This is a genomic window from Tessaracoccus rhinocerotis, from assembly GCF_007197885.1.
Taxonomy (GTDB): Bacteria; Actinomycetota; Actinomycetes; order Propionibacteriales; family Propionibacteriaceae; genus Arachnia; species Arachnia rhinocerotis.
The window spans coordinates 16727-31491 of the sequence record NZ_VKKG01000007.1 but is presented as its reverse complement, the minus strand read 5'-3'; the positions used below and the strand labels follow the sequence as shown (position 1 = coordinate 31491).

Here is a 14765-nt window from a genome sequence, read left to right as displayed (position 1 = left end):
GGCTCAGCCCAAGGTCTCGGGGCCGTCCAGCCCGACCGACTGCGGGACGGCCTCTGCCTCGGGAGCCCCCGTCAGGACGGCGGCCTTCTTGTCGCTGACGCGTCGCTGGACCTCGATCATCTCCTCACGGGTGAGCGTGTAGCCGCGCATCGCGACCAGCGTGCAGACCCAGCCCAGGACCGGCAGGCCCAGGAACAGCGCCAGTGTCACGAACAGGATCGACGTGGTCAGCCCGTCGTTGGGCTGCGGCATGACCGTCCTGAAGCCGATGAGCGCGACGGAGCCCAGCGCGATGGCGGCGCCCAGGGAGGACACGATCTGGTCGATGAAGTTGTAGGTGGCCGTGACCACGGCCGGCAGGTACTTGCCGGAGCGGTCCAGCTCGTGGTCGACGATGTCGGCGCGCATTGCACCGGACGCCGTGGTGACGCACATCTTGGCGCCGTTGAGCAGCAGGTACAGGCCGAAGAAGCCGATCATCAGGGGAATGCTCGTCAGGATGGCGCGCGTGTCGACGGCCAGGCAGAAGACGACCAGGGCGACTGCCGCCGCAAGGCACGCCCACGTCCAGGTCACGACCGAGCGCCGCGCGCCGTGCTTGCCGGAGTGGCGTGCGCCGATGATCGCGAAGACGATGGAGGGCAGCATCGTGATCAGACCCATGATGGTGCCGAGTTGGATGTTGCCCAGCATGATCCCGAACAGCATCGTGGTGACGACGGCCTGCGCGCCCACCTGCTGCGCCAGCTTGTCCGAGGCGGCGGAGATCAGGAAGCGCTGGAAGGGTCCGTTGTGGGCGAGCACGCTCCACATGTCCTTGAGCGAGACGCCGCTCTCCTCCTCCTTGGCGGTGATGTGGGCGAAGTTCTCGGGCTTGTCGGCCTCCGAGACGCCGACGCAGGCCAGGATCTGGAAGAACAGGGAGGAGGCGATGAAGACCAGTGCGGTCTCCTGCAGCATCCCGACGGTGTACTCGTTGCCGTGCCTGGGCAGGATCGCCACCGTCGAGACGATGGTGAACAACATCGGCACCAGGTAGGCGTAGATGGTGGCCCACACCTGGATGGTGGGCCGCTGCTTCGGGTCGTTGGTCATGACGGGTGGGATCATGTTGCCCGCGATGTCGTTGGTGGACGAGCCGATGATGTAGACCACGTACACCGCGATGAAGAACACGGGACCGAGTCCCTTGTCCGAGCCCCACACGAACAACAGCAGGACGGCGAACGAACGGATCGCCCAGCCCACGAGCATGAAGAACCGCAGCTTCCCGTGACGGAAGTTGACCTTGTCCATCACGATCGCCAGCACGGGGTCGATGATTCCGTCGAGGACGCGGGTGACGGTCAGGATGATGCCGGCCACGGCCACGGCGATCCCGTACCCCGCGTTCTGCAGGTAGCTCATCAGCCCGACCAGGACGTAGAAGATCATCGCCGAGCCGTTGTTGGCCTGGGACAGGGCGATCCGCCAGGTCTTCGCCCGCCTGTAGTCGACGCCGTCGATCTCGCTCGCGGTGAGCTTCTTGGTTCTTGCCATCGTGCGTCCACACTCCTTTGAATGAACTCGTGTCCGCAACCAGATCTTCCTGCGTCAACGGATTGCCCGACACTAACGCCTGCGATCCGGAACCAGTAGAACAGAAGCGCGTCCAATAGCAGGATTCCCTCACGTGAGCTCGGCGCTCCTAGGCTTGCGGCATGGATCCGGAGATCTCGGAGGCGCCGACGCCACACGGCCCGGCGCGGGTGCACCTCCACCACCCCGACGGCGCGCCCGCGGGCATGCTCATGCTCGGCCACGGCGCCGGCGGCGGGATCACCGCCCCCGACCTGCAGGCGGCCACGGCATCGGCGCTGGCCGTCGGTTGCGCCGTCGCACTGGTGGAGCAGCCCTACCGGGTTGCCGGCCGCCGTGCCCCAGCGCCGATAGCGCAGGCGGGCGTCGCGTGGATCGCGGTGGCGGCCCACCTGGGAAAGGGTGAGTTCGCGGGGATCCCGCTGGTCACCGGCGGCCGCTCGTTCGGCGCGCGGGTGGCGTGCCGGACCTGGTCCGAGACCCGAAGCAGCGGCGTCGTCTGCCTCGCGTTCCCGACGCACCCGCCGGGCAAGCCGGAGAAGACCCGACAGCCGGAACTCGACGCCGTCGCCGTGCCCGCGCTCATCGTCCAGGGCGCCTCCGACCCGTTCGGCAGGCCGACTCCCCCATCGGCCGGCCGGCTGGTCGTCGTCGCGGGCGACCACTCCCTGAAGAAGGACCACGCCACCATCCGCGCGGCGGTCGGGGAGTGGCTGGGCTCCCTGCTCGGGTGAGGCTCAGCCGCGGCGCTCCGCGCGTCGGCGGGCGGCCTCGTGGGCCCAGCGAAGCAGGTCGAGCACCAGCTCCCGCGTGCCCGCTCCGGGGTTGACCACAGAGACCCAACCCTGCGTGCGGTGGGTCGGTTCAGGGACGCTGGTCGGCCGCCCGGCGGGACATGGTGCGCACCACGAGGTAGACCATCGCCAGCAGCATCAGGAACGCGACTGCTGCGAGCATCAGGGATGAGACGTGGATGGCACCGAAGAGCAGCCCTCCGCCGGCGATTGCGGGAGCCGGGAGACCCATTGATCCGTACATGTTGTTTCCTTTCAGTTGGCGATCTCGGCGACTGACTGTGCAGCCCAGAGATCTTCTTGCTTGCCGGTGAAGTGTGAACGCAGGGCCTTGCCCCAGCCGCGCAGGAACCAGTAGGCGCGCAGCCAGGCGAAGTGCTCCGCGGGCAGGATTGCGAAGCCGAGGACGACGTCCATCCAGTCGCGATGCGGGATCCGCAACGTGAGCAGGCCCTGGCCGAGCGCGAAGATGGCTGGAACCGCCACCCACCACAGCAGCGACGGCGTGAACGTGCCCGTGAGCAGCAGCGCCACCACCAGCAGCGCCCACGCGATCCGTAGCGCGGCCATCGCGAGCCCCGCGAACTGCTGCCACCAGTCGAGGGCGGTGTAGCGGTTGACGCCGACGCGCAACAAGTCCTCGACGGTGCCCACCTGCCACTTCATCCGCTGGCCGAGCAGGGCGCGGTGGGTGCGCATCGAGTCGGTGTAGGCACGCACCGTCGGTGAGACGTGGCACCGGTAGCCGAGGCGCCGGATCTCGTAGGTGAGGAGCCAGTCCTCGGTGAGGCTGGCGTAGCTCCACGGGCCGGGCTGCCCGGTCCGGGCGACGACGTCGCGAAGGGCCTTGCCGCTGATGGCACAGCCGGTGCCGGCCAGGACGGTCGTGTAGCCGCGGCGCAGCGCGGTGTCGGTCCAGGCCGCGAACTCAGCGCGCTGCAGCCGGGTCAGGTAGTCCCGGCCGCGCATCGTGAACTTGCTGGAGGATCCGCCCAGCGTCGGGTCACCGTCGAGTTCACGGACCCAGTCGGCCAGGGCGTTGCTCGGCAGGGCGGTGTCCGCGTCGAGGCAGATCACCACGTCGGCGTCGCGGGCGTAGGCGTCCCAGGCCAGGTTGAGGGCCTCGGACTTCTTGTGCTCGAGGCGTGGGAGTTCCATCACCTCCACCCCGTAGCTCCGTGCCACGGCGGCGGTGTCGTCGGTGCAACCGTTGGGGATGGCGACCACCAGGTCAGCCGGTCGGGTCTGGTCCAGGACCGCGGCCAGCGTCGCGCCGATGGAGTCCGCCTCGTTGTACGCCGGCACCAGCACCACCAGCCTCAGGCCGTCGCGCGCACCCCGGTTTTGGGCGCACGCAACACCAGTGCCCACCATCATGTCTCTGTCCCCCCGGATAGAAGCTCCCCGGTTCGTTCCACACTGGAACTGCCTCACGGGCGAGCAATCCGGACGCTACGCATCCGCATCCCGACTGGCAACTCAAACGGGCCGATATTCGGAAAGTTTGGAAAGTCTTGCACCCTGAGGAGTCCCAAACTTGAGGGTGCGTTTGAATCCGCAACTTTCCCCACTGCGCGGACTTCGGTTCGCCGCGACGCGGCCGCGCCGGTGACCGATTCGTCGCGGACGTCCAGAGGCTGGTAATCTTCGGGGGTCGGTCCGCTCAGTCTTGCCTCGGGCCGCTGGCGCGCAGGTCAATCCAAATCCTGCTGGACGCCGCTCTTCGCTTCACAGCACTTGCACCCCGGTGAGACAGCTCCCGATAGGTACCCACTTGTCTTCAGATTTCGCACGCCTCGGCGTGCCCGCCAACCTCGTTACCGCTCTTGCGGGACGTGGCATCACCATCCCCACCCCCATCCAGGCCGCGACGCTGCCGGACTCCCTGTCCGGGCGCGACGTCCTGGGCCGTGGCCGTACCGGCTCCGGCAAGTCGTTCGCGTTCCTGCTGCCCCTCGTGGCGCGGCTGGTCGAGTCGAACAAGCCGAAGCAGGCCAGGAAGCCGCGCTCGCTCATCCTCGCCCCCACCCGTGAGCTGGCCACCCAGCTGCACGAGTCGCTCGTCACGCTGGAGAAGCCCGCCGGGCTGACGTCCACCGTCGTGTTCGGCGGCGTCGGCCAGAACCCGCAGGCCAAGGCGCTGCAGCGCGGCGTCGACGTCCTGATCGCCTGCCCCGGCCGCTTGCTGGACCTGATGGGCCAGGGCCTCGCCGACCTGTCCGCGATCGAGATCACCGTCATCGACGAGGCCGACCACATGGCCGACATGGGCTTCCTGCCCGGCGTCCGCCGCATCCTCCAGGCCACCCCGAACAACGGCCAGCGGATGCTGTTCTCGGCCACCCTGGACGCGGGCGTGAACACGCTGGTCAAGCAGTTCCTGCACAACCCCATCACGCACGAGGCCGATTCCGAGCTCTCCCCCGTGACCGCCATGGACCACCACGTCCTGCGCATCGACAACGACTCGCGCACCCAGGTGCTGGCCGAGCTCGCCGCCGCCCCGGGCAACACGATCATCTTCACCCGCACCAAGCACGGCGCGAAGAAGCTGGCCAAGCAGCTCATCGGCATGGGCATCCCGACGGTCGACCTGCACGGCAACCTGTCGCAGAACGCCCGCACCCGCAACATGGACGCGTTCCACTCCGGCCGCGTCCAGACCCTCGTCGCCACCGACATCGCCGCCCGCGGCATCCACGTCGACGACGTCGGCCTCGTCGTGCACGCCGACCCGCCCACCGAGCACAAGGCCTACCTGCACCGCTCCGGTCGCACGGCACGTGCGGGCAACGCCGGGACCGTCGTGACGCTGGAGCTGCCGAGCCAGCGCAACGACGTTCGCTCGCTGCTGCGCCTGGCGAAGATCAACCCGACCTTCACCTCCGCCACCCCTGGCCACGAGATCCTCAGCACCCTCGCACCGGGCGCCCGCACCTACCTGACCGCCGACGAGGCGGCCAAGCTCGCAGGCGTGAACACCCAGCCCGCGCAGCCGCAGGGCGCCGGCGGCGGTCGTCGTCGCTCCGGCGGCGGTGGCGGGGGCGGTGCTCGCCGCGGCGGCCAGAGCGGCAGCCGCACCCAGAACGGCCACCCCGGCGACGGCGGCCAGCACTCGGGCGGCCAGCGTCCGGCCGGCAACGGTGGTTCGCGCCGCCGTGGCCGCGGCGGTGCACCTGCCGGTGCGTCCGCGGGTTCGTCCCGTGGCGCGGCCCCCGCGGGCAGCAGCCGCAGCGCCGCTGACTTCTCCAGGAGCTTCCGCTCCCGCTGACAAGCTCAACTGGGTGGGGCGCCGGGCTCATTGTGAGTCCGGCGCCCCATTTTCAGTTGCTCTGCGGCCTTAGAGTGAACGGCATGGATTCCCACGCCCTCGGCCAACGCCTGGACCGCATCGTGAAGCAGGTCAGGGAGCTCGACGATGGTGATCGCCACCCAATCGAGGTCAATCGTGGTGTTGACCCGGAACTGACCGCGCTGGCCCTGGTGGATGTCGGGGGCGAGCAGGTCAGCGCGGGCGACGCGGATTTCGCGTTCCCAATCCAGTCCATGTCGAAGGCATTCGCCTACGGGCTGGCGATCGACACGGTCGGCCTGGACGAGGTGTTCCGCCACGTCGACGTCGAACCGTCCGGCGACGCCTTCAACCGGATCTCACTCGCCGAGGGCGACCGTCCGGACAATCCCATGATCAATGCCGGGGCGCTGACGGTCCACGCGCTACTGCCGGGAGGGAACTGCACGGAGAGGTTCCAGGCCGTCCACGAACTGTTGTCCCACATGGCCGGGCGTGAGTTGTCCGTCAACGAGGAGTTGTTCGAGGAGGAGCTCGCATCCGCGGACCGCAACCTCGGCATCGCCCACCTCCTCAAGGCCCTCGGAGTCCTGGACGCGGACCCGCACGACGTCGTCGAGGGCTACACCCGCCAGTGCGCCATCGAGGCCACCACCGTCGACTTCGCCAGGATGGCCGCCACGCTCGCCCACGACGGCGTCGTGCCCGGCACCGATGAACGCTCGCTCACGTCCCGGGCCGCCCGCCAGGTCCTGTCGGTGATGATGACCTGCGGAATGTACGACGACGCGGGCGAGTGGGTGACCGCCGTCGGCCTCCCCGGCAAGAGCGGCATCTCCGGTGGCATCATCGCGGCCGTGCCGGGCACCTGCGGGATCGCCGCCTACTCCCCCAGACTCGACCAGCACGGCAGCTCGGTCCGAGGCATCCGCGCCCTCGAACTGCTCTCCGGCGGGTTGGGCCTTCACCTGCTGCGCCCCGGCCTCGCGCAGCTCTGATCCCCTGACGTGCGGGAAACCCAGTTGCCCAGAGCCTCGAAGGCCCCAGTCGCCCCCAGAAGGATCAGACCAGCAGCGCGCTGAACACCGACACCGTCAACAGCGCGAGCACCGTGGACACGGCGACGACGGCGGCCACGAGGTGCCCGTCGCCGTCGAACTCCTGCGAGAGGGTGAACGACGTGGCACTGGTGGGCATGCAGGCCAGCAGGACGAGGGTAGCGGTGAGGACGCCGGTGGGGTCGGGGATCAGGAAGTGCGCCGCCACCCAGGTCAGCAGCGGCAGCGCGATGATCTTCAGCAGGGACACCGACAGGATCGCCAGCAGCGACGCCCCGCCCGTGCGCAGCGCCTTGATGGCCGGCCGCAGCGCGAGGCCGATGGCGAACAGCGCCACCGGGATCACCGCCTGCGCCAGCAGTCCGATGGGCTCGGCCACCACCTCCGGAACGGGCAACTCCAGGGCGCGCACCAACACGGCGAACGCGACGGCGATGACCGCCGGGTTGTACGGGCCTGCCTTGAGCAGTGCCTTGCGCAGCCGACCCGGCTCGGTGTGCCCGGCGGATGCGAGCGCGGGGTAGCCCACCATGAAGATGAGGTTGTGGACCATGGATCCCAGCGCCATCGGCAGGGCGGCCGCTGGTCCGAGGAGGCTGAGGATGAGCGGGAAGGCGAAGTAGCCGACGTTGCCGTAGCCGGCCGAGAGCGTCAGCTTGGCGGCGATGTTGCGCAGGCCCGCCAGCCGGGCGCCCACCCACACCAGTGTGGAGAACCCGAACGTGACGAGGAACGTCACGACGAAGAACGACAGCGGCAGCCCTGCCCCCGAGGGCGCCTCGACGATGGCGTCGAACAGGAAGGCGGGCAGTGCGAACCAGTAGACGAAGGCGTTCAGGCTGGCGTCGGCGCCCTTGAACGCCTTGGCACCACCGGCCATGAGCCCGAGCAGGATGAGCACGTAGAGCGGCAGGACGACGGCCAGCACCTCGAGCATCCGCACACCTCCCGCACCATCTTCTCGCACGCGAAACTGTACAACCCGCCAGTCGTCCGGCGGCGCGGCCTCCCGGTTGGACTCAGGGGCCTCCCGCTCCCCGTGACCAGCTCCCTCGGCTAACTTAGGGCAGCCTCCCTTTCCTTGAATCATTCAAGAAAACGTAGAAGAATGGGTCACACAACAGAGAGACGGGAGAAACACATCATGACCCAGACACTCAACCGCAAGGACACGCACACCGCCCACCCGGCCTTCCAGGCCTCGGAGAAGCTCGCCGGTCACCTGCAGCAGATGCTGGTGGACCTCACCGACCTCCACATCCAGGGCAAGCAGCTCCACTGGAACGTGGTGGGCAAGAACTTCCGCGACACCCACCTGGTCCTGGACGAGGTCGTGGCCGCAGCCCGCGAGTTCACCGACGTCGTCGCCGAGCGCATGCGCGCCGTCTACGCGACGCCGGACGCCCGCATCAAGACAGTCGCGGAGCAGACCAGCCTGCCCCAGCCGTCGGCTGACGAGATCGACACGGCCGACACCGTCGACGCCATCGTCGCCTCGCTCTACGCCACGGCCGGCACCGCTCGTCGCATCCACGACGAGGTCGACGAGGAGGACCCGACCACCGCGGACATCCTGCACACCATCCTCGAGCGCATCGAGCAGCTGGCCTGGATGATCGACGCCGAGAACCGGGTCGCCAACAGCAGCATCCCGCGCAACGCCTGACCTCCGCACGAATTGAACAACCGACGCCGCGTCGGCCATCCCCGGATGGCCGACGCGGCGTCGGTCGTTGCGTGGGCCGGTTCGCTGCCGCCTCAGCCGCGCGCGACCCGGCTGATCGTCTGGACGGCACTCTCCATCAGCTGGAAAGGGGCGCCTCCGCCGTCTCGGGCCCCGGGCCGTAGGGGTCCGGGACGTCGTCGTCGCTGACGTACTCGCCAATCGCCCGGTTTCGGGCTGCGAGCCTCACCATGGCTCGCAGCCGCTTGGGAACCGTGTCGCCGGGCACGTCGGGGAACTCGGGCGCGCCGACGATGCGGGCGAGCTCGAGCAGGGTGAAGGTCTTGTTCCGGGCCGACGAGACCCGGGTGAGGACGTTGGCGCGGTGCCAGGTGGTGAGGGGAACCACGAGGTCGGCACGAAGGGTGTGCAACGTCCTGAGCTGGCGGGCGCTGAAGCCCTCGTCGCGGATGCCGCGACGGCGCAGGCGCAGCGCCATGCTGTGGTCGATCGGCTCACCCACCAGCGCGTGCGTGCCGGCACTGGAGACCCTCACCTCGGCGCCCAGGGCGTCGGCGAGCAGGCGCTCGGCTGCTGGCGACCGGCAGATGTTGGCCGTGCAGACCGTCAGTATCCGGAAAGCGCCGATGGACGACGAAACAAACACAAGCTGCCCCTCCCCCGCAGCGGCCGCCGTTGGCTGCAGCTGGATAAAACCAGTCCCCCCGCGGGACGTCGCCTGAACCCTATCGATGGTTCACGTTGGCACAGTGATACCTGATCAGACGTGAGATGACCAGCGGGAAGAGGAGATTGACAACGCCGTTGATCGATTAGGGACCTTTCAAACCCGGCGCAGCCGGCTCAAGGGCGCAGGACGCCGCGCTGTCCATTCCCCCGAAGTTCAGCGCGGCGTCGTCGGTCCCCCGCACGGGAACCTGACCAACATCTTGCCGTGGTTGCACGACCTCCGCCAGACAGCGATACCAAATCGTTATCCGGGGCTCGGTCGTCGGTTCGCTCCCGAACAGTGAAGCCGCTCCCGATGTGTGGGGAGCGGCTTCACGTTCGGGGAGCAAACCCCACGAGTCACACGTTCTGGACGAGCTCCACGGGGGTGCCGTCGGGGTCGTTGAGGTAGACGACGCGATTTCCGGCCCACGGGCCCATCTCCACGGTCTGGGGCTCGGAGTTGAACTCGATCTCGCCCTTGAGCCGGTTGTAGACCTCGTCCACGTCGTCGACGTTGAGGGCGATGTGCATGGCGCCGGCGTCGCGGTTGGGCTTGGTGTTGTCCTTGGCACCCTGGGGGGCCTGGTACTCCAGCAGCTCAAGGACGACGTCGCCCTCCACCGGCAGGAACGCCACGCGGATCTCGGCGCCCTCCTCCTGGACGAGCTTGCTGAGCCACTCGCCGCTGATCGGGAACACCCACTCGGCGGGCGGCTGTTGGATCCCGAGCTTCGTGTAGAACTCGATGGAGCGCTCGAGGTCGGCGACGGTGACTCCGATGTGGTTGAGGAGACCCATGGTCAGTTCCTTTCGGTCTGGTCGCACTTGGCGGCCGTACGGTTGTCCCGGTCCTCACCTACGGCGGCGCGTTCCGGGTTGCTCTTCGCTGAGATGGCAAACGATTACATCCATGAGCGTACCCATTCCCCAATCCGGAAGCAATTGCGCCTAGACTTGCCGCATGAGCAGTGGAGATCGATTGCCAGCACGCTTGGCCGACGTGGCCGAGGCCGCCGGCGTCTCGACGGCGACGGTGTCGCGCGTGCTGGGCGGCAGCCCCCACAAGGTCAGCGCCGCCACCAGGGAACTGGTGGAGAAGACCGCCGCCCGGCTGGGCTACCGGGTGAACCCGATCGCGCGTGCGCTCAGGAGCTCGCTGACCAGGTCGGTGGGCATGGTGGTCCCCAGCATCCGAAACCCGTTCTTCACCGAGCTCGTCGAGGAGGTGGAGCACGCCCTCAGCGCCCACGACCTCAACCTGTTCCTCAGCGACTCCCGCGGCAGCGTCGAACTCGAGGCGAAGCGGCTGCGTTCCATGTCGTCCGGCACGGTCGACGGGATCCTGCTGGTCCCCTGCCACGCGGAGCGCAGCGCGCCGGCGATGGCGGCCGCCGTCGCGCAGGTGCCCGTCGTGCAGCTGGACCGCGAGGTGCCCAGCCTGCGGATCCCCTGGGTGGGGGTCGAGGACCGCTCCGGGATCCGCGACGTCATGGCCCACCTCCACGAACGCGGCGTGCGCAGCATCGCGCACGTCACCAGCACCGAGTCGAGCCTCTCCGCCGCGGTCCGCACCCAGGAGGTGATCGCCGAGGCCGCCCGGCTCGGGATCACCCTGCGCCCCGAGCACCTCATCGATGGCTCCTTCTCCATCGCCGAGGGCCACGGCGCCGCCGAGCTGCTACTGCGCTCGGGCGAGGTCCCCGACGCCGTGGTCTGCACCGACGACCTCCTCGCCCTGGGCGTCGTGGCCGGCCTCCAGGCCGGTGGCCGTTCCGTTCCCGGCGACGTGCTGGTGACCGGCTTCGACGACATCGAGCTCGCGTCCATGATGCTGCCCAGCCTCACCACGGTCCGCCAGCCGATGGAACTGATCGCCGCCGAAGCGGTCCGGCTGCTCACGCAGGGCCGGGACGCCACCCGCTCGGGTGCCCGGATCACCATTCCGGGAACGCTCCAGGTCCGGCAGACAACGCAGCCCCGGGCATAGGCAGGACTCAACTGCGATCGGTCCCGACCATTGCCTCGAGTTCGCTCTGGAGCGCCTCCGCCACGAAAGCCGCGGACAGGGCATCCGTCCCGGTGTGGATGGTGCAGGTCAGCCGACCGGCGTAGGAGAGGGCACTGACCCCGAGCCGCACGTTGCCCTGTATCGGCGCCATGGGGCAGGCGCGCAGCAAGGGGGCGCCGGCGATTGTGAGGGGCCGCTCGGGGCCACGGACGTTGGTGACGAACACCGCGACGAAGCGTTGCCGCCGCGCCAGCCACCGCATGAGCCGCGCCCCCGTCCGGCTTCGGGTCAGCTCGTAGGTGCCTTGCTCGCGGGCCAAGCCGACTCCGACGCTCGTCTGCTCAGCGATGCGCCGGACCCGCTCGCGCCGGTCCGCGACAGCTGTCGGCAGGTCCACCAGCATCACCCCTGTGGCGTTGCCCGCGCCTCCCCGCCCGGGCAACGCCACAGGGATACTCGCGGGCAACGGGTCCGGGACGGGTTCACCGATGCCCTCCAAGGCGGTCCGGATGCTGACCGCCACGGCCGCCAGGAGCGCGTCATTGATCGTCCCTCCGACGGCGTGCGCGGCCTGTCGGAGCGCCTCGAGTTCCACGTCGGCGAACGCCACCCCGTGGTTGTCCCCGATGGGGCCCAGCAGGACTGTGGGCTCCACCCGGGAGCGCACCATCGCGAACACCCTCGCGAACTCGAACCGACGACGTCGCGGCCTGTGCACCACGTCCTTCAGGGACGCCGCGGGCCGAGTCCCAGAGCCGTGGCCGAGCAGGAAGTCCACCAGACTCAGGGCGCCCACGCCATCGCTGACGGCGTGGTGCACCCGCAGGGCCATTGCCACGTCAGCAGTGCCCTCGAGCGGCATCAAGAGCAGCTCCCACAAGGGGCGATCGACGGGGAGGCGCTCGACCGCCAACCCCGCGCACCGCTCCCCGAGCCCGGCGAGTCCGCGGACCGGTTGGTCGCGCCGAACGTGCCATTCCAGGTCCGGTCGGCACCGCTCCCAGAACCACCGCGACCCACGCCGGGAGACGCGTTGGGCGAGGCGGCGCAGGTCCGAGCCGCCACCAGCAGCGATGCGCAACTCGAGCTCCCGGCGCAGTACGTCCAAGTGGATCTCCCCGTCGTCCCCCACGAAACCTCCATGTCCGAGGACGCCGGCGAACAGAAAGGAGTTCACCTGGTTGTCGGCATCGAAGGTGAGGTTGGACGCGTCCACCGCAGTGAGGGGCTCGAGTTCGTCGTCGAGACCTCCGGTCGACGGCAGGCGTGTGCCAGACCCCTCCTGGGTCGGGTTCAGCTCTTCGGGCTTCATTTCCCAAGCATGCGCCCATGACGGACAGCGACCACACGCAGGGGTGGCCTACGCGGTCAGGGCGCCGCCGGCGCACCCAACGAGCGGTGCAGGAAGTCGGCCACCAGGTCGATGTAGCCGCCGCGGTCCTCGAAGTACCCGCCGCAGTGGTCCACGCCGTCGAATGTCACGAACTCCACCGGCCCCGGGGCAGCGGCCTCCGCGAGCTGGAGCGCGTGGCTGTACGGAATTACTCGGTCGTCGGCTCCGTGCAGCAGCAGGAGCGGTCGGGGTGAGATGGCGCCGATCCGGTCCAGGGGACGCACCTCGGCGAAGGCGTAGCCGTAGCGCAGGCGGTTCGCGAGGTCGGCCACCGGGATGAGCGGCTCGCTCGGCAGCCGATGGCGCCGGTAGCCGGCGGCGACGACGTCGCTCAGCGTCGCGAACGGCGAGTCCGCGACGAGGGCCTCGATCCGGTGGTCGTCGGCGGCCGTGAGGATTGCCGTGGAGGCGCCCATCGAGAACGACACCACCGCGATCCGGGCGTCCGGGCGGCGCTCGCGCACGAGGTCGACGGCGGCACTCAGGTCGCGCTGCTCGTGGTGCGCCAGCGACTGGGGGCCGTCGCCGGAGTCACCGTTGCCCCGGAAGTCGAACAGCAGGACGCTGTGCCCCGCCCGCCACAGCCCGGAGCCGATCCCCAGCATGTCGGACTTGTTGCCTCGGTGCCCGTGCGCGCAGATGACGACGATGGGCGAGTCCGGGCGGTCCAGCCACCAGCCCGCCAGCGGGACCCCGTCGGGGGCGGTGAACGCGACGTCGTCGAAGGGGACGTCCAACTCGAACGGGGTGAAGGTGTAGTTCGGCCATGGCCGCCTGGGGCCGTTCAGCGTCCAGGCGGTGAACCCCGCCAGCGCCCCGACGCCGATCCCGACGCCAGCCGTCAACCAACCCGCCGCACCCAACAGCTTCCTCATCCTCACCTCAGTGCGCGACGTAGACGGTGTTGCTCGACTCGCCGCCGGTGAGGAAGTTGGCGAAGGTGACGACGTGCGCCTCGGATGAGTCGAAGGTCTCGGCCAGCAACGCATTGAACTCTTCGTCCGGCGGATCGTCGGACCAGAGGGCGAAGACTCCGCCCGGGTTCAGGTGACTCTTGAGCCGGCGCAGGCCGTCGACGCTGTAGAAGGGGGCGTGGTCGGGGTGCAGCAGGTGCTTGGGTGTGTGGTCGATGTCGAGCAGGACGGCGTCGAAGCGGCGGCCGGGCGCGTCGGGGTCGAAGCCGGCCTCGGAGGCGGCCATCGCAAAAAAGTCACCGAGCACGAGCCGGGTGCGTTCGTCGTGCACGAGTCCAGTCGCGCCGGGCAACAGCTCCCGCTCGTGCCACTCGATCACCTCGGCCATCGCGTCGACAACGACCATCGAGCGCACCCTGGGGTCCTCGAGCGCGGTCAGCGCCGTGCACCCCAAGCCGAGCCCGCCGACCACGACGTCCAGTTCGTCGCCCTGGGCCTGCGCGAGACCCAGCCGCGCGAGTTCGGCCTCAGCGACCGTGAACAGGCTAGACATGAGAAACTCGTCGCCGAGCTTCACCTCGTAGACGTCCACGTTGAGGGTGGGCTCCAGCCTGCGACGCAGACTGATCGTGCCGCGGGGAGTCTGACTCCAGGCAACCTCCTCGAAACGTGCGCTCATCGTGGCCGACTCCTTTGTGAGTGTGATCGGATCCCGCGCGCCCAACATATCGGCTTCGATCGGATCGACGTGCTTCCCGTGGATCACCGCACGCTGAACAACGAGCTACCCACGAATTGACCAGACTGCCGCCCACCCCGAGTTGTTCACGTATGCACCTTGGAGTCACTCACGTTTGCCTACCCGACCCAATCACATTTGTATGATGAGGGCGCTCACGTTTGCTACCTTGATCGATCGACGCGACAAGATGCCCTGCCCCAGATGGCACAAACTCTGACGGGAAGGCTCCACACCCTGACGATCTGGCCTCTTTCGCAAGGCGAGATCGGGGGCAGCCATGAAAACCTCCTGGAGGGACTCCACCGGGCTCCCGAGGCCGTGCTGTCCCGACCGGCTCGATGATCGGCCCGTTCAGGGTCCCGAAGACCTGCAGGGCTTGCTCGCAACTGTCCCTTCGAGGCGCCCCCACCCCTTTGGGCGCCATCAAACCAGACATCTGGACGGGTTACTACCAGGCATTTGGACAGCCTTCAATCAGGCATTCGGACAGGCGCGACCTCCCCAGTACGCTGCCCGGATGTGTCGCCTCATGCAGAGCCTGCGCCGCAAGGGCATGTCCGCCTCGAATCCTTGTCCGAGCTGACGGAGCGC

At 68.7% G+C, this 14765-nt stretch carries 15 protein-coding genes; 5 read left to right on the top strand and 10 right to left on the bottom strand.

Going from position 1 to position 14765, the window contains the following annotated elements; all coding sequences use genetic code 11:
* Positions 1-3: 3 nt before the first annotated feature.
* Positions 4-1539 (bottom strand): MFS transporter, encoded by a 1536-nt coding sequence (locus tag FOJ82_RS15055; protein WP_143939321.1) that lies wholly within the window; start codon positions 1537-1539, stop codon positions 4-6.
* Positions 1540-1700: 161 nt separating this feature from the next.
* Here FOJ82_RS15055 and FOJ82_RS15050 point away from each other — a divergent pair, with 161 nt between their 5' ends.
* A complete protein-coding gene (locus FOJ82_RS15050) occupies positions 1701-2312 on the top strand; it encodes an alpha/beta hydrolase family protein (RefSeq protein WP_143939320.1) in 612 nt (203 codons plus the stop codon).
* 3 nt (positions 2313-2315) lie between these two features.
* Here the strand turns inward: FOJ82_RS15050 and FOJ82_RS16975 are convergent, their stop codons facing one another.
* From FOJ82_RS16975 to FOJ82_RS15045, 3 genes are read right to left on the bottom strand one after another with little or no spacing between them, the layout of a single operon-like run.
* Entirely contained in the window at positions 2316-2411 is a 96-nt protein-coding gene (locus FOJ82_RS16975) for a hypothetical protein (protein WP_342780600.1), read from the bottom strand.
* A 31-nt stretch (positions 2412-2442) separates the two neighbouring features.
* Positions 2443-2616, bottom strand: a complete 174-nt coding sequence (locus tag FOJ82_RS16350) for a hypothetical protein (RefSeq protein WP_185975840.1) — start codon at positions 2614-2616, stop codon at positions 2443-2445.
* An 11-nt stretch (positions 2617-2627) separates the two neighbouring features.
* Entirely contained in the window at positions 2628-3749 is a 1122-nt protein-coding gene (locus FOJ82_RS15045) for a glycosyltransferase family 2 protein (protein ID WP_143939319.1), read from the bottom strand.
* 397 nt (positions 3750-4146) lie between these two features.
* Between FOJ82_RS15045 and FOJ82_RS15040 the strand changes: the two genes are divergently transcribed.
* Positions 4147-5643 carry a DEAD/DEAH box helicase gene (locus FOJ82_RS15040; protein ID WP_143939318.1) on the top strand — a complete coding sequence of 499 codons (1497 nt, stop codon included), beginning with the start codon at positions 4147-4149 and terminating at the stop codon, positions 5641-5643.
* An 83-nt stretch (positions 5644-5726) separates the two neighbouring features.
* Positions 5727-6662, top strand: a complete 936-nt coding sequence (gene glsA, locus FOJ82_RS15035; RefSeq protein WP_143939317.1) for a glutaminase A — start codon at positions 5727-5729, stop codon at positions 6660-6662.
* A 64-nt stretch (positions 6663-6726) separates the two neighbouring features.
* Here the strand turns inward: glsA and FOJ82_RS15030 are convergent, their stop codons facing one another.
* A complete protein-coding gene (locus FOJ82_RS15030; RefSeq protein ID WP_185975838.1) occupies positions 6727-7659 on the bottom strand; it encodes an AEC family transporter in 933 nt (310 codons plus the stop codon).
* A 207-nt stretch (positions 7660-7866) separates the two neighbouring features.
* Here FOJ82_RS15030 and FOJ82_RS15025 point away from each other — a divergent pair, with 207 nt between their 5' ends.
* Positions 7867-8388, top strand: a complete 522-nt coding sequence (locus FOJ82_RS15025) for a Dps family protein (protein ID WP_221933194.1) — start codon at positions 7867-7869, stop codon at positions 8386-8388.
* A gap of 136 nt (positions 8389-8524) precedes the next feature.
* Here the strand turns inward: FOJ82_RS15025 and FOJ82_RS15020 are convergent, their stop codons facing one another.
* Positions 8525-9052, bottom strand: a complete 528-nt coding sequence (locus tag FOJ82_RS15020) for an arsenate reductase/protein-tyrosine-phosphatase family protein (protein WP_185975837.1) — start codon at positions 9050-9052, stop codon at positions 8525-8527.
* A 422-nt stretch (positions 9053-9474) separates the two neighbouring features.
* Positions 9475-9915, bottom strand: coding sequence for a VOC family protein (locus FOJ82_RS15015; RefSeq protein WP_143939313.1), 441 nt, complete (start codon positions 9913-9915; stop codon positions 9475-9477).
* Between the two features lie 163 nt (positions 9916-10078).
* Between FOJ82_RS15015 and FOJ82_RS15010 the strand changes: the two genes are divergently transcribed.
* Entirely contained in the window at positions 10079-11104 is a 1026-nt protein-coding gene (locus FOJ82_RS15010; RefSeq protein ID WP_143939312.1) for a LacI family DNA-binding transcriptional regulator, read from the top strand.
* 7 nt (positions 11105-11111) lie between these two features.
* Here FOJ82_RS15010 and FOJ82_RS15005 read toward each other — a convergent pair whose 3' ends face one another.
* From FOJ82_RS15005 to FOJ82_RS14995, 3 genes are read right to left on the bottom strand one after another with little or no spacing between them, the layout of a single operon-like run.
* Complete coding sequence (locus tag FOJ82_RS15005) at positions 11112-12437, bottom strand: WS/DGAT domain-containing protein (RefSeq protein WP_143939311.1); 1326 nt, start codon at positions 12435-12437, stop codon at positions 11112-11114.
* 56 nt (positions 12438-12493) lie between these two features.
* On the bottom strand, positions 12494-13393 hold the full coding sequence (locus tag FOJ82_RS15000; RefSeq protein ID WP_143939310.1) for an alpha/beta hydrolase: 900 nt from the start codon (positions 13391-13393) through the stop codon (positions 12494-12496).
* A gap of 7 nt (positions 13394-13400) precedes the next feature.
* Positions 13401-14111, bottom strand: a complete 711-nt coding sequence (locus tag FOJ82_RS14995; RefSeq protein ID WP_143939309.1) for a polyamine aminopropyltransferase — start codon at positions 14109-14111, stop codon at positions 13401-13403.
* Between the last annotated feature and the right edge of the window lie 654 nt (positions 14112-14765).